Genomic DNA, 16,723 nt, shown 5'->3' with positions numbered 1-16,723 from the left:
GCTAGCCTCCGAAGAGACTCGCTCGACTTGCATGTATTAGGCACGCCGCCAGCGTTCGTCCTGAGCCAGGATCAAACTCTCCAATAAAGTTTGTTGCTGGTTCAAAGCTGGCAAATCATTTAATGATAGACTCATTAACGCTTTCGCTGTTCAGTTTTCAAAGAGCATTTTGCACCGTTTCCGGAGCAGATCTTTAGTTTAACACACTCAACTTCAAAAGTCAACAACTTTTTAGTTTTATGTGATTTGTTCTACTCATTTAAATTTGTGTGTTTCGTGAGCAGACTCTTAATATAACACATAACTTTTCATTAATCAAGATGTTTTTTCAACTTCATTGAATTAATGGTGCGGTCGGCGAGACTCGAACTCGCACGGGTCGCCCCGCCACCCCCTCAAGATGGTGTGTCTGCCAATTCCACCACGACCGCATGTAAAACGTCTCAGGAGAGGTTCGAACTCCCGACCGTCCGCTTAGAAGGCGGATGCTCTATCCAGCTGAGCTACTGAGACATATTGTAGTTATAAAAAAATGGGGCGATCGATGGGACTTGAACCCACGAGTGCCGGAGCCACAATCCGGTGCGTTAACCCCTTCGCCACGACCGCCATAATGTATACGTTTTTAAAAATGTTCCTTGGCAGGGGCAGTAGGAATCGAACCCACACCAAAGGTTTTGGAGACCTTCGTTCTACCGTTAAACTATGCCCCTATGGTAGCGGTGGAGGGGATCGAACCCCCGACCTTTCGGGTATGAACCGAACGCTCTAGCCATCTGAGCTACGCCGCCATAATTATTTCGCAATAAAAAGAAGTGGCGGAGGGAGAGGGATTCGAACCCCCGTGAGCTTGCACTCTAACGGTTTTCAAGACCGCCCCGTTATGACCACTTCGGTATCCCTCCGCAAAATATGGAGCGGGTGATGGGAATCGAACCCACGCGACCAGCTTGGAAGGCTGGAGTTCTACCATTGAACTACACCCGCTTGAATATGGTGCCGGTGAAGGGACTTGAACCCCCACGGTTTCCCTCACGATTTTGAGTCGCGCGCGTCTGCCATTCCGCCACACCGGCATATTCATTTGAAACATGGTCGGGAAGACAGGATTCGAACCTGCGACCCCTTGGTCCCAAGCCAAGTACTCTACCAAGCTGAGCTACTTCCCGATTACAGTTCTTCACTTTTTAAGATGAAGATGCGTGCCCTGAGAGATTCGAACTCCCGACCTTTTGATTCGTAGTCAAACGCTCTATCCAGCTGAGCTAAGGGCACATGTTATGGAGCGGACGAAGGGTCTCGAACCCTCGACCTTCGCCTTGGCAAGGCGACGCTCTACCAATTGAGCTACGTCCGCATGTTTATTGGTGCGGTCGAGAGGACTTGAACCTCCACGGTGTTGCCACCACTAGAACCTGAATCTAGCGCGTCTGCCAATTCCGCCACGACCGCATTGTATGAAGATCAATCTCTCGCTTTTGAAAAACTGGTGAGCCATGAAGGACTCGAACCTTCGACCCTCTGATTAAAAGTCAGATGCTCTACCAACTGAGCTAATGGCTCTCGAAAAATGGCTGGGGTACTAGGATTTGAACCTAGGAATGACGGAGTCAAAGTCCGTTGCCTTACCGCTTGGCTATACCCCAATAGCCATGAAGTAAAGATGGTGGGGAGAGACGGATTCGAACCGCCGAACCCGGAGGGAGCAGATTTACAGTCTGCCGTGTTTAGCCACTTCACTATCTCCCCAAGCTTGTCCTTCAAAAGTAAACCTTATTCAACTTTCAAAGAAAAAGTGGTGCCGGCAATAGGACTTGAACCCACAACCCCCTGATTACAAGTCAGGTGCTCTACCAATTGAGCTATACCGGCGTGTTTTGTATAAATGGTGGCTCGGGACGGAATCGAACCGCCGACACGAGGATTTTCAGTCCTCTGCTCTACCGACTGAGCTACCGAGCCTCAAGCGTAATTATTTCGCCATCGCTTGAGAAAAATGGCGGAGCTGACGGGACTCGAACCCGCGACCTCCGGTGTGACAGACCGGCGTGAACTCCAACTTCACCACAGCTCCATGTAAAACATTCAGTTGTTAAAAGTGGTGGAGGCTGACGGGATCGAACCGCCGACCCTCTGCTTGTAAGGCAGATGCTCTCCCAGCTGAGCTAAGCCTCCACAATCCCCCCGCTATTTCATTGGGGGCATTTGCTAGGTGACCCGTAGGGGATTCGAACCCCTGAATGACAGCGTGAAAGGCTGCTGTGTTAAACCGCTTCACCAACGGGCCATTTGAATGGCTCCTCGGGACGGACTCGAACCGCCGACCGATCGGTTAACAGCCGATTGCTCTACCAACTGAGCTACCGAGGAATAATCATATTTTAGAATGGTGGAGCTGAACGGGATCGAACCGATGACCTCCTGCTTGCAAGGCAGGCGCTCTCCCAACTGAGCTACAGCCCCATTCCATCGCTTTCATGACACAGTTGTCATATCAGCTATGTAAGTGGTGGGCCTAGGCTGACTCGAACAGCCGACCTCACGCTTATCAGGCGTGCGCTCTAACCAACTGAGCTATAGGCCCGTGATTACTTCCGGAACTTTAATCTATCACACTTTTAAATTCATTGCAATAGAAAATTTGATTTTTTTTATTGCGTAGGTGAACTTTTTTTGTGAATTACTAGTTCAACAAAAGCACAATCTATTATAAGTCATGTTCATCGTATATTTCAAATGGTGTTTTCAAATTTTCGTTAAGAAAAAGCTTGCCCGGTAAAGGACAAGCTCTTCTTCGTTCCAATTAAATATCAAGATCACGTACATTTGCCGCGTATTGCTCAATAAACTCCCTGCGAGGCTCTACTTCGTCTCCCATCAGTGTCTCAAACACCATATCGGCATCCATAGCATCCTGGAGATCTACCTGGAGCAACGTACGGACTTCTGGGTCCATCGTAGTCTCCCACAATTGATCCGCGTTCATCTCGCCAAGTCCTTTATAGCGTTGGACGTTAGGCTTCGGTTGAGCCTTCAAGGTAGCGAGTACCTCATCACGCTGCTTGTCGGTATAAGCATAATGCAGCGTCTTCCCTTGCTTGATGCTGTAGAGAGGCGGCTGCGCAATATAAATATACCCCGCTTCAATCAACTGTTTCATGTAGCGGAAGAAGAACGTCAGCAGAAGCGTACGAATATGCGATCCGTCGACGTCGGCGTCCGTCATAATGACAACTTTGTGGTAGCGTGCCTTTGTAATATCAAAATCTTCGCCAACACCCGTCCCCAAAGCCGTAATAATGGCACGGATCTCGTTATTGCCGAGAATTTTGTCCAGACGTGCTTTTTCTACGTTCAATACCTTCCCGCGAAGAGGAAGAATGGCTTGGAAATGACGGTCGCGTCCCATCTTCGCAGAACCGCCCGCAGAGTCACCCTCTACAATGAACAGTTCAGATTCGGATGCGTCCTTGGAAGAGCAGTCCGCCAGTTTACCCGGCAAAGCACTTACTTCCAGTGCACTCTTGCGACGAGTCATTTCACGTGCTTTACGAGCTGCCTCACGGGCACGAGATGCCATGAGGGCTTTTTCCACAACTTTTTTGGCTACACCCGGGTTTTCTTCCATAAAGGTGTTAAAACGGTCACCGAAGACAGACTCGGTAATGCTACGAGCTTCTGAGTTGCCCAGCTTCGTTTTTGTTTGTCCTTCAAACTGAGGCTCTTGAATTTTTACGGAGATAATCGCAGTAATGCCTTCACGCACATCGTCCCCGGAAAGATTCGGATCCTTTTCCTTCAGGAAGTTAAACTTGCGGCTGTAGTCGTTGATAACACGTGTAAGAGCCGTTTTAAATCCGGTTTCGTGGGTACCACCCTCATGCGTGTTGATGTTATTGGCAAAAGAGTAAATGTTGCTCACATAACTGTCGTTGTACTGAAGGGCAACCTCCACGACAAGACCTTCTTTTTCTCCTTCGCAATAAATCACATCATCATGCAGGGCTTCCCGGTTTTTATTCAAGTATTCTACGAACTGGATGATACCGCCCTCGTAGTGGAAGGACTCTTCCTTCTGCTGATCTGGACGTGTATCCTTCAGCGTGATGCGCAATCCTTTGTTAAGGAACGCCAGCTCGCGAATGCGTTTTTGCAAAATATCGTACTCAAATACAGTTGTTTCGGTAAAAATAGTCGGGTCAGGCTTGAAGGTTACTTTTGTTCCCGTTTCATCGGTCTCACCTATGACAGCAAGATCGGCATCGGGTGCGCCTACAGTAAAGCGCATGTAGTATACCTGGTTATTTTGTTTAACCTCGACTTCCATCCATTCAGATAACGCGTTCACTACCGAGCTACCTACCCCGTGAAGACCGCCGGACACTTTGTACCCGCCACCGCCGAATTTACCACCGGCGTGCAATACAGTCAAAACGGTTTCAACAGTGGATTTCCCGGTCTTTTCATGAATGCCAGTCGGGATTCCTCGACCGTTATCGGTTACAGATACGGAGTTGTCTGGATGAATGACCACCAAGATCTCGTCGCAATAACCGGCCAGCGCCTCGTCAATGGCATTGTCGACAATCTCCCATACCAGGTGATGCAAACCTCGGCTGCTGGTCGACCCGATGTACATGCCGGGACGTTTCCGAACTGCCTCTAACCCTTCCAGTACCTGAATCTGACTCGCATCGTAGTTTGTATCTTTCGTCGTCACTTGATCCACTACTCTGTCAACTCCTCCACTTCAGCTTGTACAAAGGGAAACTGATCCAAGCTGTCCACGAACTGAGCGCGTCGCTTCAGCGTCAGAGAAGAAATAGGTGAACAGTAAATGGCGTTCTGGGTGATTACATAAGACTTCGTTTCTTCCTCGCTATGGTCAACAACTGTCTTACTTTTTTCAAGCAAGAACGCTTTATTGATTTTTGAGGATTTCACAGTCTGATGATCAAGAATGGAAATGACTTCCTTCGTGCTCACCACAGTATCTCCACCAATGTGAATAAACATCCCTGTACCCCCTACCTTTCTCCGGAGATTTTCCCTTCCCTCACGTAAAAACGAGAGGCTTGCTGGAGAACCTGATGCTTTAAGCCTTCCACACCTGTGGTACTTACAAACGTCTGTACTCGATCCTGAATGGTTTCGAGCAGCAATGTTTGCCGATGTTCATCCAACTCTGACAAGACATCATCCAACAAAAGAACGGGGTATTCTCCCACTTCTTCTTTAATCAGCTCAATTTCGGCTAATTTAATGGACAGCGCACTGGTGCGTTGCTGTCCCTGGGAACCATACGTTTGCACATCCATGTTGTTCACTTTAAGTGAAAAATCATCACGGTGTGGCCCAATCAGGGTGCTCCCCCGCATGATTTCCCGGTCGCGAACCTCTTCGTAGGCAGCAAGCATTTTATCTACAGCCTGATCTATCGTCATCTCTTCTGTAACGGGCGATGAGTTTACGTAATGCAAAGAAAGTCTTTCCCTGCCATCGGTAATGCCGGTGTGGATTTCCTGTGCCCACGTCTCCAGCTTCCGAATGAACTCAAAACGCTTCCGTAACAATTTTACCGCTAAATCGGCTAATTGGGTATTCCAAATTGCCAGCATTTCCAGCGAGTTACTTTTTTTCATGGCTAAATCCTTTAAAAGCTGATTTCGCTGGGCCAGTACTTTGTTGTAATTGCTCAAATAATAAAGATACGTAGGTGAAACCTGACCGATTTCCATATCGATGAAGCGTCTGCGCTGGGCAGGTGCGCCTTTGACAATGGAAAGATCCTCGGGTGCAAACATGACGACATTCAATGCCCCCACATAAGCGCTCAGCTTCTGCTGTTCCATTCCGTTGATTTTGGCCCGCTTTCCCTTGGTTGTCAACTGCAGCTCTAAACGAACAGAACCGTAGCGACGAAGAACATCGCTACGGATCGTGGCATAATCGGCATCCCAGGAAATCAGCTCCTTGTCGCGGGGCGTTCGGTGGGATTTGGCGAGTGCCAAAACATAGATCGATTCGAGAGCATTCGTTTTCCCTTGAGCGTTGTTGCCAATAAACAACTGAATGGGACCGTCAAACGACAGGGACATCGTTTCGTAGTTGCGATAATTGGTTAGCGACAGGTTCTTGAGAAACAAGAATCACGCTCTCCTCTCAGGGGCGTACCACTTGATAGCGACCATAGCCTTCAATCGCTACTTCATCGCCAGGATATAGCTTGCGTCCACGTCTGTTGTCCAGCTCTCCATTGATCTGGATCGGAACCTCAGCCAAAAAGGCTTTGGCCATTCCCCCCGTGTCAATGATTTCAGCCAGCTTCAAAAATTGGCCGAGAGCAATATAGTCTGTGCTAATGGAAACCTCACGCATGGCTTGGCTCCTTTCTTTTACGTAAAAACAAATTAGTACGTACGAACCGGCAAAATCAAATGGAGCATCCAATCATGATCGGTCGGACGAATCACAAATGGACTCATCGGGCCGCTAAAGCTCGCTTTGATTTCCGCGCTATCGATTGCACGCAGCGCATCGATCATGTATTTGGCGTTGAAGGAAATTTTCAATTCTTCGCCATTCATTGCTTTTGGCATCAAAATGTCCGTTACTTTCCCGATCTCAGGTGCATTGGACGTAATTTCGACGGTTCCATCAGGCATCGTAACGAGCTTGACTACGTTCGATTTGCCTTCGCGGCTCAGCAAGGAAGCGCGCTCGATGGATTGCAAAAACTCCTTGGTGCTGACAGTAATCTCCGTTTTGCTTCCTTGTGGAATAATTCTGGTCGTGTCCGGATAAGTTCCTTCCAAGAGACGGGAATAGAACAGGATATGCTTGGACTTCACCAAAATTTGATTGTCAGCAACAACGATATCCGCGAGATTTTGGTCGTCATCTAATATCTTTACCAATTCATTGCAGCTTTTACCCGGAACAACCACGTTATGGAAAGAAAGATCCTCTGGGCATTCGACCATAGCGGTACGGCTTGCCAAGCGATGGCTGTCGGTTGCCACAAAACGCAATTTTCCTTGATCAAGCGACCACATCAAACCGGTCAAGATCGGACGCATTTCGGAAGTGGAAACACCAAAAACAGTCTGACGAATCATTGCCTTCAGTAAATCACAGGGAACACTGAAGACTTTATCTTCTTCCAGATGCGGCAGCTGCGGATATTCGCTGGCATCCATTCCGTTAATGGTGAACTCAGCTTGTCCGGAACGAATTTTGGTTGCGAGACGATCATCGACTTGAATATCGATTTCATTGCTTGGCAGCTTGCGCACGATTTCGCTGAAAATACGTGCAGTCAACACAATGCTACCAGGTTGATGTACCGTTACTCCCCATTCTCCCGCTTCTTCCAGCGGAATCTGAACTTCAATAGACACATCAGAATCGCTTGCTGTCAGTGTCAAACCTTCATCATCCGTTTTGATTTTAATCCCGGTCAAAATTGGAATCGTAGTTCTGCTAGAAACTGCTTTGCTAACATGCGATACGGCGTTCGACAGCTTTTCACGCTGAACGGTAATATGCATCGACGTGAGCCTCCCTCTCCGGCGCCATTATTTTTGGTTGGAATCTGCATAATGGCTGCGCCTTTATCATAACTTATTAGGATAAATCTTTTTAACAGAAGTAGTAATAGGGCCTGTGGATTTGTGGATATGTGGGTCCATTACGTAAAAGAGAGCCTATACACATGTGGGTAAGTTGTGTATAGGCTTTTTGCGTTATGCACAGGTTTAATGGTTTGCTTTTAACTTTTCAATGAGCGACTGAATGGTTGTTTGCATATGAGGGTCATTTGCCAGCGCACGAGAGATTTTCTCATGGGCATGGATGACTGTCGTATGGTCACGGCCGCCAAATTCATCACCGATTTTCGGCAAGGAGGCATCCGTCAGCTCTCTGGAGAGATACATCGCAATCTGACGTGGGAAAGCGACGGTTTTTGTCCGTTTTTTCGCCTTGAAATCTTCGAGTTTCAGGCTGAACGCTTCTCCGACCGTTCGTTGGATGTCCATAATGGTAATCACGCGTGGGCGGGAGGAAGGAATAATGTCTTTCAGAGCTTCCGCTGCCAGCTGCGTGTCGATATCACGATTAATCAAGGAGGAGTAGGCAACGACACGAATCAGTGCGCCTTCCAGCTCGCGGATGTTGCTGTCGATCTGGTTGGCGATGTACGCCATTACCTCATTAGGGATATCGAGATTTTCTGCTTTCGCCTTTTTGCGCAAAATCGCAATCCGCGTTTCGAGGTCTGGCGGCTGAATATCAGTAATCAGTCCCCATTCGAAGCGTGAGCGGAGGCGATCCTCCAGTGTCGGGATCTCCTTGGGAGGTCGATCGGAGGAGATAATGATTTGTTTGCTTTCTTCATGCAAGGCATTGAACGTATGGAAAAACTCTTCTTGTGTCGATTCTTTGCCTGCCAAAAACTGAATGTCATCAATTAAAAGAACGTCAACACTCCGGTATTTATTGCGGAATTCGACGGCTTTGTTGTCACGAATAGAGTTGATGAATTCATTGGTGAATTTCTCAGACGACAAATAGACCACTTTCGCCGATGGGTTGTGCTGAATGACATAATGGCCAATTGCATGCATTAAGTGGGTTTTGCCAAGTCCGACTCCTCCGTAAATGAAGAGGGGATTGTAAGCTTTTGCAGGAGCTTCAGCAACCGCAAGCGATGCGGCGTGAGCGAATCGATTCCCTGAGCCGATGACAAACGTGTCAAAGGTGTATTTGGGATTTAAGATACTGGGTGGCTGGTCATCCGCGACTGTTGGCGGTTCGCTCATTTTCACCCGTGGGGCAGGTTGTTCATCGGCAAAAGCCGCATCAGGATTTTGCATCGCGACGAACTTTACTTTCATATTGATACCCGTCACTTCATATAGTGTATCGGTAATCAGTTGTGCGTACCTAGTTTCTAGCCAATCACGAGCAAAGTCGTTTGGTGCGACGACGATCAGTGCATCCTCTTCTAATGTAGTTGCCTTTGTCGCCTTCAGCCAGGTATCAAAACTGGGTTTGCTTAGCGATTTTTCTATCTTGGCGAGTACTTTGCGCCATAGTTCGCTAATCGCTGCATCCAACCAGAATCCCTCCCTCTGGACCATCCGAAAAATTGATGAAACACCGATCCATAATGATCGAGAAAAAGTGCAAAACCTGCTATGTTGTGACCCAATTGTCAACACAGCCGAATGAAGCGACTGTGGATAAAAAAAGTCGAAATATAGGGATTCCGCTCGTAGAAGTGAAAAAAAGCAGACGGTTATCCTCAATCCTGTGAGTAACGACATACACATAGGAAAGAATCTGTCCACAAACTTATCCACACCCTGTGGAAAAACCGATTCACGTATCGGAGTTATTCACGCTTCAAAACAAAAACATAATAACAGATATAAGGCATGGTATCAATGGTTTTTTCATACTTATCCACAAACACTACTTCTGGTACTCCCCACATATTCACATCCCTATATTTTGTGTACAAGCTGTAGATAAACTTGTCGAAATCTGTTTTTGTGGATAAAATGATATCCACAGTTCTGGGAAATAGTTTTATGGGGATATTTGCCTTGGTAATGAAATTCCACTCTCGCTTGACTTTTTAGGCATATGTTCTTATAATGCAAAAGAATGTCTTTGCAAGACGGAGGTGTATACGTAATGAAACCATCTTTCAATCCTAACAACCGCAAGCGCAAAAAGGATCATGGATTCCGTAAGCGCATGAGCACAAAAAATGGCCGTAAAATTTTGGCTGCTCGTCGTCAAAGAGGTAGAAAAGTTCTTTCCGCTTAGGCCACACTTTCAGTGGCCTTTTTGTTTGTCTACATATGTCTGAAAATTCTTTGTTCTCATAAAAAGAGGAAGGCTTTCTCCGTTGTGGAAACCTTTTGAGGGATAATCGTTACCTAGCTACCGAAAATCCTACTATTTATTGAAGAGACAGGAGGAGGCCAATGGAGCAAAGCAAGGACGTAACCGACTTTTTTATATCGTTGGCGCGAGAGTTTCTTGATGAATGGCCTCAAGCTAACTTGGTATATGCCTATGCGGGTGGATCTGTCGGGAGGGGAGAAGCGGACGTGTACAGCGACCTCGATTTACATATCTTTGTGGAGGGAGAAGATGATCCTTCCTGTGAAAATCGTCTGTTTAGAGGGCATATGATACAGCTGCAGGTCCAATCTGCTCCTACAGATGAAGAAGTATACGAGAATCCTTGGGCATGGCGTTACTTAAAGGAAGCAAAGGTTGTTCTGGACCCAGAGGATCGTTTCATTTCCTGGATGAATGACATGTGCGCCTATATGGATTCCCCGGCTGGAAAAGCGAAAATGTTTGCACAGGCAAAGGCGGAGGTAGATGCGTTCCATGAAGAGGCGCAGGCGGCCTTAATGGAAGGCTTTCCTTACTCTGCTTATTTGGCTGCATGGGCAGGTTGGATCGGTGCGCTGCAAATGAGTGCCTTTTTCGAAGGGCATTCATTGAGTGATGCACAGTTGTGTCAGTTGTTACAGAAAGCGGGACGTTTCGGACGGTATGGATGGCTTTTTTCAGGAGACATACAGGAGCAATCAAGATGTACAGGATGGCACTCGTGCTATTAGCGGACTATCGGGCTCATCTACGGTCAAAGAAAGAGGGGATCGAGTTTGTGCTGGCGGCTGAAAATGATTGGTTAGTAAAGAGGAAGGTTCAGAGATTGCAGGAGAGAAATCAGCTTGATATGGCCGGGTTTTTATTATTTTCAGAGGCGATCTGGTTATATCATAGCGTGGATTCTGATGAATGGCTGGAGAATCATTGGGCGGATCTGCCTGCCAAGCTTTCCTTGTCCCTTCAAAAATTGGGCTTTTTCCAAGGGGATGAGCAATTGCTCTCTGACTTGTGCCATGCCAGTGCAGAAATCATCGCGGAAATTGGCTGAAAGCCCATATTTTTTTCGCTGAATTTTTGATTTTGTTCTAAACCTAGTATACTTAGGGGAAAAAAGTGGACGAAACAAGGATATACTGGTAGATGCTGTGTACGTTTTCTACTATAATTGTGATGTTAGGGGTTGTTTACCTTGCATCGTTCACACCGGCTCAAAAAAAATGAGCAATTCCAAGCTGTGTTTCAACGAGGAAGTTCTGCTGCTAATAAGCAGTTTGTCTTGTATTCAGCAAAGCAAGAGGGACAAGCGGCTTTTCGTGCTGGGATTTCCGTCAGTAAAAAAATTGGCAATGCTGTTGTCCGCAATAGAGTCAAGCGACTTATACGCGAAGCAGTAGCTCGAATGGAGTCTGTTATTCCAGTCGGTCTCGATCTCGTCATCATCGCCCGTCCGGGTGTGGAAGCGATGACGCTTGAAGCCATTGAGCAATCTCTGTTACATGTGATGAAGCGAGCCAAAGTGATCAAACAGGCACCCGTACATAATGGAAAAAGAGATGGAAAAAGAGGGTGAAACGATGATGGTGAAGATCATGGTTTGGTTGATTCGGGGATACCAACTGATGATTTCTCCGTATAAACCACCTTCATGCAGATTCGCGCCCACCTGTTCCCATTACGCAATCGAGTCGATTCGTCGATTTGGAGCGTGGAGGGGAGGCTGGTTGGCCCTTCGTCGCATCTTGAAATGCCATCCGTTCCACCCGGGCGGGTATGATCCAGTCCCGGATCAGCACAAATAAGATTACCTCAATTGAAGCGGGGAAAAGGAGGATCACCCTTGAGTAGACGTACACTCAGCATTCTTATGCTGACTATGCTGGTTCTAGTTTTGTCGGGCTGTAACCCCCAAGCTGCTGCACCAATTGGCCCTGACGCAACCGGCATTTGGGACAAGTATTTTGTCTATCCACTGTCCTGGCTAATTAAAGAGAGCGCATTGATACTCGGAAACAACTACGGTCTGGGTATCCTGGTTGCAACGATCATCATTCGAATCATTGTGCTTCCATTGATGGTCAAGCAAATCAAGAGCTCCAAGAAAATGCAAGAGATTCAACCGGAGATGCAAAAAATCCGTGACAAGTACAAAAATGATCCACAAAAAGCGCAAATGGAAACAATGGCTTTGTTCCAGAAGAGCGGTGTCAATCCGTTGGCTGGATGCTTGCCAATGTTGGTACAAATGCCGATTTTGATCGCGTTCTACCATGCGATCATCCGTACGACTGAGATTAACTCCCAAACATTCTTGTGGCTGACGTTGGGAGAAAAAGACCCGTACTACATTTTGCCGATTGTTGCGGCGATTACGACGTACCTGCAGTCCAAAATGATGGGTCAGGCAACACAAGGAAATCCACAAATGCAAATGATGATCATCATGATGCCGCTGATGATTTTGGCGATTGCCGTTACATTGCCATCAGCACTGTCTCTGTACTGGGTATACGGTAACCTGTTTACCATTGTACAAACCTACTTCCTGTATCGTGATAAAGGAAATATGCCTACTCCTAAGGGGGGAGCCTCCAAGTGAAAAAGGTGGTAGCTACGGCAAAAACGATCGACGATGCTGTGCAAAAAGCTTTGCTGGAATTGGGAGTGCCGCGTGAGCGGGCAACGATCCAAGTTCTAGAGGAACCAAGCAGAGGATTGTTTGGACTGATTGGGGCAAAGGACGCTAAAGTGCAAGTAGAATTTCACTTTGATCCGGTTGCACAGGGACGTGACTTTCTTCAAGACGTTTTGTCGAACATGAAGGTGAATGCCAAAGTGGAGACGCGTACAAATGAAGAGGGCATGCTGTTTGACATCCAGGGAACCAATCTGGGAATCATTATTGGCCGCAGGGGACAAACTCTTGATTCATTACAGTATCTCGTAAACGTCGTAGCGAACCGTCATGCGGACAAACATGTACGTATCACTCTGGATGCCGAAAATTACAGGCTGCGTCGCAAGGAAACATTGGAGCAGCTCGCAGATCGTGTGGCGAAAAAAGCGTTATCGACCAAACGGGATGTACGTCTGGAACCAATGTCTGCTGCTGAACGGAAAGTAATCCACGCCTTCTTGCAAAAGAGAGCGGATGTGGTTACCTTCAGCGAAGGAGACGAGCCAAATCGTTATATCGTGATTGCACCGAAAGAAGCCTCTCGCTAGGCTTCTTTTTTTTACCTACAGAAATGGAGCAAGCGACGGCATTTTGAACAATCTCTTACAAAAAGTTGTCCACTGTGGATAATTGACCAAATGGCTGAGAATTTGCGAAAATGATTATACTGTGGATAACCAAAATGGACGGCAACCTTGGAGATAAGGTTGCTTTTTCCTATTAGGTGATTAGCCATATGGATGAGCTGCACTTTCTTTTGGAAATTTTCTAGACGATCTGTTATGCTAGTAAGTTAGTGGCTGACTTGTAAGAGTGGAAAGCTTGAGGTGAACAGCATGAAATTCGATACAATAGCGGCGGTCGCAACACCGATGGGTGAAGGCGGTATTGCCGTGATCCGAGTAAGCGGTACGGAAGCGATCGAAGTTGTGGATAAGATATATAAAGGAAAGCAGCGGTTGTCCACTGTGGACAGCCATACGATTCATTATGGGCACTTGTATGAGCCAAACACAGGTGAACGAGTGGAAGAGGTGCTGGTTTCTGTAATGAAGGCTCCCCGTACATTTACGAGGGAGGATGTAGTTGAGGTAAACTGTCACGGGGGAATCGTTTCCGTTGAAAAGGTTCTGGAGTTAATCTTAGATAATGGGGCAAGATTGGCGGAGCCAGGTGAGTTCACAAAGCGTGCGTTCTTAAACGGACGTGTCGATTTGTCTCAGGCTGAGGCCGTCATTGATTTGATCCGGGCGAAAACAGACAGAGCGATGAAGGTCGCATTGAATCAAGTAGAAGGGAAGCTGTCCAGGCTCATTCGGCAGCTGCGTCAAAACTTGATTGAAGCGATGGCCCATATAGAAGTTACGCTGGACTATCCAGAGCATGACGTTGAGGAGTTTACACAAAATTTCTTGCGAGGAAAGTGCCTGGAGGTTAAAGGTGAGATCCAACGACTGTTGCAGACCGCACAGCAAGGAAAAATTTTGCGTGAAGGCTTGTCGACTGCGATTATTGGCCGTCCGAATGTAGGGAAATCCTCTCTATTAAATAGTCTGGTCCAAGAGGAAAAAGCGATTGTGACTGACGTTGCGGGAACGACACGCGATGTCATCGAAGAGTATGTCAATGTGCGGGGGGTTCCTTTGCGACTCATCGATACCGCAGGAATTCGCGATACAGAGGACATCGTGGAGAAAATCGGGGTAGAGAAGTCCAGACAGCTGCTGCAAAAGGCTGACCTCGTGTTGCTCGTGATCAACTACAATGAGCCTCTTTCCGCTGATGATTACGCGATTTTTGAAGCGGCAAAAGGGTTCCATGTGATTGTAATTGTCAATAAATTCGACTTGCCGCAAAAAGTGGATTTGGAAGAGATCAAGCGTCATTTCCCTCAGCAGCCGTTGATTATGACGTCTGCGCGTGAGGAGACGGGGATCGATCTTCTGGAGCAGGCAATTGGGGAGATTTTCTTCAGTGGCCGAGTGCAGCAGGATGACCTGACCTACGTGAGTAACGCCAGACATATTCAACTGCTTCGTCAGGCAGAACGAGCCATAGATGAAGCATTGGGTGGAATCGATGATTTGATGCCAGTAGACATGATTCAGATCGACATTAAAAAGTCGTGGGAGCTGCTTGGGGAAGTCATCGGAGAAAGCGTCGGCGAAGATTTGATTGACCAGATTTTCTCCCAGTTCTGTCTGGGTAAGTGATAGAGGAGGACAAAAAATGAACGTTGTACCTGCATATGAAGCGGGCTCGTTTGACGTCATTGTCATTGGTGCCGGTCATGCCGGAGCGGAAGCAGCATTGGCGGCTGCACGTATGGGCTGCAGTACATTGCTGTTGACGATCAACCTGGATGCCGTGGCGTACATGCCATGTAACCCTTCCGTAGGTGGTCCGGCAAAAGGCCACGTCGTACGCGAATTGGATGCGCTTGGTGGAGAGATGGGACGCAATACTGACAAAACCCATATCCAAATGCGTATGCTGAATACAGGGAAAGGACCTGCTGTGCATGCCTTGCGCGCACAAGCAGACAAATTTGCTTATCAGCATGAAATGAAGAAAACGATTGAAAATACTCCGAATTTGATCCTGCGTCAAGCGATGGTGGAAGAGCTGATCGTGAACGATGGAGTCTGTGAAGGGGTTATTACACAGACTGGGGCACGATACATGGCCAAATCCGTCGTGTTGACAACTGGAACTTATTTGCGTGGAAAGATCATTCTCGGAGATCTCCAATACGAAAGTGGACCGAACAACATGCGTCCGTCCATTCGTCTGGCACATCATTTGAAGGAACTCGGTTTTGAAATGACACGCTTCAAGACGGGGACGCCTCCACGTGTTCATAGCAGCAGTGTGGATTTCTCCAAAATGGAGATTCAGCCTGGTGATCCGGTACCGCGCGCTTTTTCTTATGAAACAACGGAATTTATTATGGACCAGCTTCCTTGCTGGCTGACATATACAAATGAAGAAACGCATGGACTCATTAATAGAAATCTGCATCGTGCTCCTATGTATTCAGGAATGATTGAAGGAACGGGCCCGCGTTATTGCCCTTCGATTGAAGATAAGGTAGTTCGTTTTAACGATAAGCCGCGTCACCAAATTTTCTTGGAGCCAGAAGGGCGCAATACTGAAGAAATGTATGTACAAGGCTTGTCGACCAGCTTGCCGGAGGATGTTCAACTTTCCATGCTGCGCTCCATGGCTGGAATGGAAGAAGTCAAAATGATGCGTCCTGGCTATGCGATTGAGTATGATTCGATCGTGCCAACGCAGCTCTGGCCTTCTTTGGAAACCAAAATCTTGCCTGGCTTGTTCACAGCAGGACAAATCAATGGCACCTCTGGCTATGAAGAAGCAGCGGGTCAAGGTCTCATGGCAGGAATTAACGCAGCACGCCGCGTTCAAGGGAAACCACCCGTTATTTTGGGGCGAGAAGAGGCGTACATCGGTGTCTTGATTGACGACCTTGTTACGAAAGGAACGCATGAGCCTTATCGTTTGCTTACTTCTCGTGCAGAATATCGCTTGCTGCTGCGTCATGACAATGCGGACTTGCGCCTGACGGATATCGGCCATGAAATTGGTCTGATTAGCGAAGAGCGCTACCATCGATTTAACCAAAAACGCGAGCTGATCGAGCAAGAAAAAGAACGTGTGGCCAACACGCGCGTACGTCCTGAAATGGCACATGTCCAAGAGGTTTTGCGCAACGCAGGCTCTCCTGAACTGACAGATGTCATCGAACTGGCTCAACTGCTGCGTCGACCGGAAATCAACTACAGCCACATTGCTCAAATGGTCCCTGCACCGGAAGTACTGCCAGAGGATGTGACCGAACAGGTTGAAATCCAGATTAAATACGATGGCTACATCAAAAAGTCTTTGCAACAGGTTGAGCGGATGAAAAAAATGGAGGAGCGCCGCATCCCAACGGATATTGACTTCCACCAAATCTCCGGTTTGTCCAAGGAATCCCGCGACAATATGACCAAAATTCGTCCGTTGAACATCGGGCAGGCGGCTCGTATCGCAGGAGTTACTCCAGCAGACATTTCCGTGTTGATGGTATATCTGGAGTACAAACGCGTGGGAGTAGCCGAGTAA

Annotated in this window: 15 protein-coding genes, 23 tRNA genes and 1 rRNA gene; 9 read left to right on the top strand and 30 right to left on the bottom strand. The window is 47.4% G+C overall.

Annotated features, from left to right (window positions below):
* The 30 genes from FB479_RS25890 to dnaA all read right to left on the bottom strand — a co-directional run.
* Window positions 1-87, bottom strand: a 16S ribosomal RNA gene (locus FB479_RS25890); the annotation flags it as partial.
* Between the two features lie 259 nt (window positions 88-346).
* Window positions 347-431: transfer RNA gene (locus FB479_RS25885), tRNA-Leu, on the bottom strand.
* Window positions 432-439: 8 nt separating this feature from the next.
* A tRNA-Arg gene (locus FB479_RS25880) sits at window positions 440-513 on the bottom strand.
* Window positions 514-533: 20 nt separating this feature from the next.
* Window positions 534-609: transfer RNA gene (locus FB479_RS25875), tRNA-His, on the bottom strand.
* A 30-nt stretch (window positions 610-639) separates the two neighbouring features.
* Window positions 640-713 (bottom strand) — tRNA-Trp (locus tag FB479_RS25870).
* A 1-nt stretch (window position 714) separates the two neighbouring features.
* Window positions 715-791: transfer RNA gene (locus FB479_RS25865), tRNA-Met, on the bottom strand.
* Window positions 792-816: 25 nt separating this feature from the next.
* Window positions 817-905, bottom strand: a tRNA-Ser gene (locus FB479_RS25860).
* 8 nt (window positions 906-913) lie between these two features.
* Window positions 914-987: transfer RNA gene (locus FB479_RS25855), tRNA-Gly, on the bottom strand.
* A 7-nt stretch (window positions 988-994) separates the two neighbouring features.
* Window positions 995-1,076 (bottom strand) — tRNA-Leu (locus tag FB479_RS25850).
* Between the two features lie 16 nt (window positions 1,077-1,092).
* A tRNA-Pro gene (locus FB479_RS25845) sits at window positions 1,093-1,169 on the bottom strand.
* Between the two features lie 32 nt (window positions 1,170-1,201).
* Window positions 1,202-1,275, bottom strand: a tRNA-Arg gene (locus FB479_RS25840).
* Window positions 1,276-1,281: 6 nt separating this feature from the next.
* Window positions 1,282-1,357, bottom strand: a tRNA-Gly gene (locus tag FB479_RS25835).
* Window positions 1,358-1,365: 8 nt separating this feature from the next.
* A tRNA-Leu gene (locus FB479_RS25830) sits at window positions 1,366-1,452 on the bottom strand.
* 35 nt (window positions 1,453-1,487) lie between these two features.
* Window positions 1,488-1,563: transfer RNA gene (locus FB479_RS25825), tRNA-Lys, on the bottom strand.
* An 8-nt stretch (window positions 1,564-1,571) separates the two neighbouring features.
* Window positions 1,572-1,646 (bottom strand) — tRNA-Gln (locus FB479_RS25820).
* 18 nt (window positions 1,647-1,664) lie between these two features.
* Window positions 1,665-1,749, bottom strand: a tRNA-Tyr gene (locus tag FB479_RS25815).
* A gap of 47 nt (window positions 1,750-1,796) precedes the next feature.
* Window positions 1,797-1,872, bottom strand: a tRNA-Thr gene (locus tag FB479_RS25810).
* Window positions 1,873-1,886: 14 nt separating this feature from the next.
* A tRNA-Phe gene (locus tag FB479_RS25805) sits at window positions 1,887-1,962 on the bottom strand.
* A gap of 35 nt (window positions 1,963-1,997) precedes the next feature.
* Window positions 1,998-2,074: transfer RNA gene (locus tag FB479_RS25800), tRNA-Asp, on the bottom strand.
* A gap of 25 nt (window positions 2,075-2,099) precedes the next feature.
* Window positions 2,100-2,175: transfer RNA gene (locus tag FB479_RS25795), tRNA-Val, on the bottom strand.
* A 38-nt stretch (window positions 2,176-2,213) separates the two neighbouring features.
* A tRNA-Glu gene (locus FB479_RS25790) sits at window positions 2,214-2,287 on the bottom strand.
* Window positions 2,288-2,294: 7 nt separating this feature from the next.
* Window positions 2,295-2,370: transfer RNA gene (locus FB479_RS25785), tRNA-Asn, on the bottom strand.
* A gap of 17 nt (window positions 2,371-2,387) precedes the next feature.
* Window positions 2,388-2,463 (bottom strand) — tRNA-Ala (locus FB479_RS25780).
* Window positions 2,464-2,507: 44 nt separating this feature from the next.
* A tRNA-Ile gene (locus FB479_RS25775) sits at window positions 2,508-2,584 on the bottom strand.
* A gap of 219 nt (window positions 2,585-2,803) precedes the next feature.
* The gene (gene gyrB / locus FB479_RS25770) at window positions 2,804-4,729 is read right to left on the bottom strand and encodes a DNA topoisomerase (ATP-hydrolyzing) subunit B (RefSeq protein WP_106656934.1); all 1,926 of its coding nucleotides are present in this window, start codon (window positions 4,727-4,729) and stop codon (window positions 2,804-2,806) included.
* Complete coding sequence (remB, locus tag FB479_RS25765; protein WP_007720118.1) at window positions 4,729-5,016, bottom strand: extracellular matrix regulator RemB; 288 nt, start codon at window positions 5,014-5,016, stop codon at window positions 4,729-4,731. The genes gyrB and remB overlap by 1 nt, the downstream gene beginning before the upstream one ends.
* An 11-nt stretch (window positions 5,017-5,027) precedes the next feature.
* Window positions 5,028-6,146: a DNA replication/repair protein RecF gene (gene recF, locus FB479_RS25760; RefSeq protein WP_012683787.1), complete on the bottom strand. Its 1,119-nt coding sequence runs from the start codon at window positions 6,144-6,146 to the stop codon at window positions 5,028-5,030.
* A gap of 16 nt (window positions 6,147-6,162) precedes the next feature.
* Window positions 6,163-6,378 (bottom strand): S4 domain-containing protein YaaA, encoded by a 216-nt coding sequence (gene yaaA, locus FB479_RS25755; protein WP_012683786.1) that lies wholly within the window; start codon window positions 6,376-6,378, stop codon window positions 6,163-6,165.
* A gap of 32 nt (window positions 6,379-6,410) precedes the next feature.
* Complete coding sequence (gene dnaN, locus FB479_RS25750; RefSeq protein ID WP_088910124.1) at window positions 6,411-7,550, bottom strand: DNA polymerase III subunit beta; 1,140 nt, start codon at window positions 7,548-7,550, stop codon at window positions 6,411-6,413.
* A 207-nt stretch (window positions 7,551-7,757) separates the two neighbouring features.
* Window positions 7,758-9,143 carry a chromosomal replication initiator protein DnaA gene (gene dnaA / locus FB479_RS25745; RefSeq protein ID WP_085965027.1) on the bottom strand — a complete coding sequence of 462 codons (1,386 nt, stop codon included), beginning with the start codon at window positions 9,141-9,143 and terminating at the stop codon, window positions 7,758-7,760.
* A gap of 559 nt (window positions 9,144-9,702) precedes the next feature.
* Here dnaA and rpmH point away from each other — a divergent pair.
* The 9 genes from rpmH (at window position 9,703) to mnmG (ending at window position 16,723) form a co-directional block, all read left to right on the top strand.
* Window positions 9,703-9,837, top strand: a complete 135-nt coding sequence (rpmH, locus tag FB479_RS25740) for a 50S ribosomal protein L34 (protein WP_007720125.1) — start codon at window positions 9,703-9,705, stop codon at window positions 9,835-9,837.
* Between the two features lie 161 nt (window positions 9,838-9,998).
* Window positions 9,999-10,649 carry a nucleotidyltransferase domain-containing protein gene (locus FB479_RS25735; protein WP_255438673.1) on the top strand — a complete coding sequence of 217 codons (651 nt, stop codon included), beginning with the start codon at window positions 9,999-10,001 and terminating at the stop codon, window positions 10,647-10,649.
* Window positions 10,622-10,969 (top strand): hypothetical protein, encoded by a 348-nt coding sequence (locus FB479_RS31085; protein WP_255438672.1) that lies wholly within the window; start codon window positions 10,622-10,624, stop codon window positions 10,967-10,969. Before FB479_RS25735 ends, FB479_RS31085 begins: the two co-directional genes overlap by 28 nt.
* 141 nt (window positions 10,970-11,110) lie before the next feature.
* Window positions 11,111-11,491 (top strand): ribonuclease P protein component, encoded by a 381-nt coding sequence (gene rnpA / locus FB479_RS25730; RefSeq protein ID WP_106656932.1) that lies wholly within the window; start codon window positions 11,111-11,113, stop codon window positions 11,489-11,491.
* A 4-nt stretch (window positions 11,492-11,495) separates the two neighbouring features.
* Complete coding sequence (yidD, locus tag FB479_RS25725; RefSeq protein ID WP_205669431.1) at window positions 11,496-11,720, top strand: membrane protein insertion efficiency factor YidD; 225 nt, start codon at window positions 11,496-11,498, stop codon at window positions 11,718-11,720.
* A gap of 38 nt (window positions 11,721-11,758) precedes the next feature.
* On the top strand, window positions 11,759-12,517 hold the full coding sequence (yidC, locus tag FB479_RS25720) for a membrane protein insertase YidC (protein WP_106656931.1): 759 nt from the start codon (window positions 11,759-11,761) through the stop codon (window positions 12,515-12,517).
* Window positions 12,514-13,143 carry an RNA-binding cell elongation regulator Jag/EloR gene (gene jag, locus FB479_RS25715; RefSeq protein WP_007720132.1) on the top strand — a complete coding sequence of 210 codons (630 nt, stop codon included), beginning with the start codon at window positions 12,514-12,516 and terminating at the stop codon, window positions 13,141-13,143. The genes yidC and jag overlap by 4 nt, the downstream gene beginning before the upstream one ends.
* Before the next feature lie 288 nt (window positions 13,144-13,431).
* Window positions 13,432-14,808 (top strand): tRNA uridine-5-carboxymethylaminomethyl(34) synthesis GTPase MnmE, encoded by a 1,377-nt coding sequence (gene mnmE, locus FB479_RS25710; RefSeq protein ID WP_047070294.1) that lies wholly within the window; start codon window positions 13,432-13,434, stop codon window positions 14,806-14,808.
* A gap of 16 nt (window positions 14,809-14,824) precedes the next feature.
* On the top strand, window positions 14,825-16,723 hold the full coding sequence (mnmG, locus tag FB479_RS25705) for a tRNA uridine-5-carboxymethylaminomethyl(34) synthesis enzyme MnmG (protein WP_142067198.1): 1,899 nt from the start codon (window positions 14,825-14,827) through the stop codon (window positions 16,721-16,723).

Origin of the sequence: Brevibacillus sp. AG162 (assembly GCF_006715575.1) — a bacterium.
Classification (GTDB): Bacteria; Bacillota; Bacilli; order Brevibacillales; family Brevibacillaceae; genus Brevibacillus; species Brevibacillus brevis.
Note: the sequence above shows the minus strand (reverse complement) of the source record. Positions and strands in the feature narration are given on the sequence as shown.

Coding starts and splice junctions, on each gene's coding strand:
- FB479_RS25735 (WP_255438673.1), top strand. CDS start 9,999: ATGGAGCAAAGCAAGGACGTAACCGACTTTTTTATATCGTTGGCGCGA.
- rpmH (WP_007720125.1), top strand. CDS start 9,703: ATGAAACCATCTTTCAATCCTAACAACCGCAAGCGCAAAAAGGATCAT.
- dnaN (WP_088910124.1), bottom strand. CDS start 7,550: ATGCATATTACCGTTCAGCGTGAAAAGCTGTCGAACGCCGTATCGCAT.
- remB (WP_007720118.1), bottom strand. CDS start 5,016: ATGTTTATTCACATTGGTGGAGATACTGTGGTGAGCACGAAGGAAGTC.
- dnaA (WP_085965027.1), bottom strand. CDS start 9,143: ATGGTCCAGAGGGAGGGATTCTGGTTGGATGCAGCGATTAGCGAACTA.
- yidD (WP_205669431.1), top strand. CDS start 11,496: ATGATGGTGAAGATCATGGTTTGGTTGATTCGGGGATACCAACTGATG.
- yaaA (WP_012683786.1), bottom strand. CDS start 6,378: ATGCGTGAGGTTTCCATTAGCACAGACTATATTGCTCTCGGCCAATTT.
- mnmG (WP_142067198.1), top strand. CDS start 14,825: ATGAACGTTGTACCTGCATATGAAGCGGGCTCGTTTGACGTCATTGTC.
- FB479_RS31085 (WP_255438672.1), top strand. CDS start 10,622: ATGTACAGGATGGCACTCGTGCTATTAGCGGACTATCGGGCTCATCTA.
- mnmE (WP_047070294.1), top strand. CDS start 13,432: ATGAAATTCGATACAATAGCGGCGGTCGCAACACCGATGGGTGAAGGC.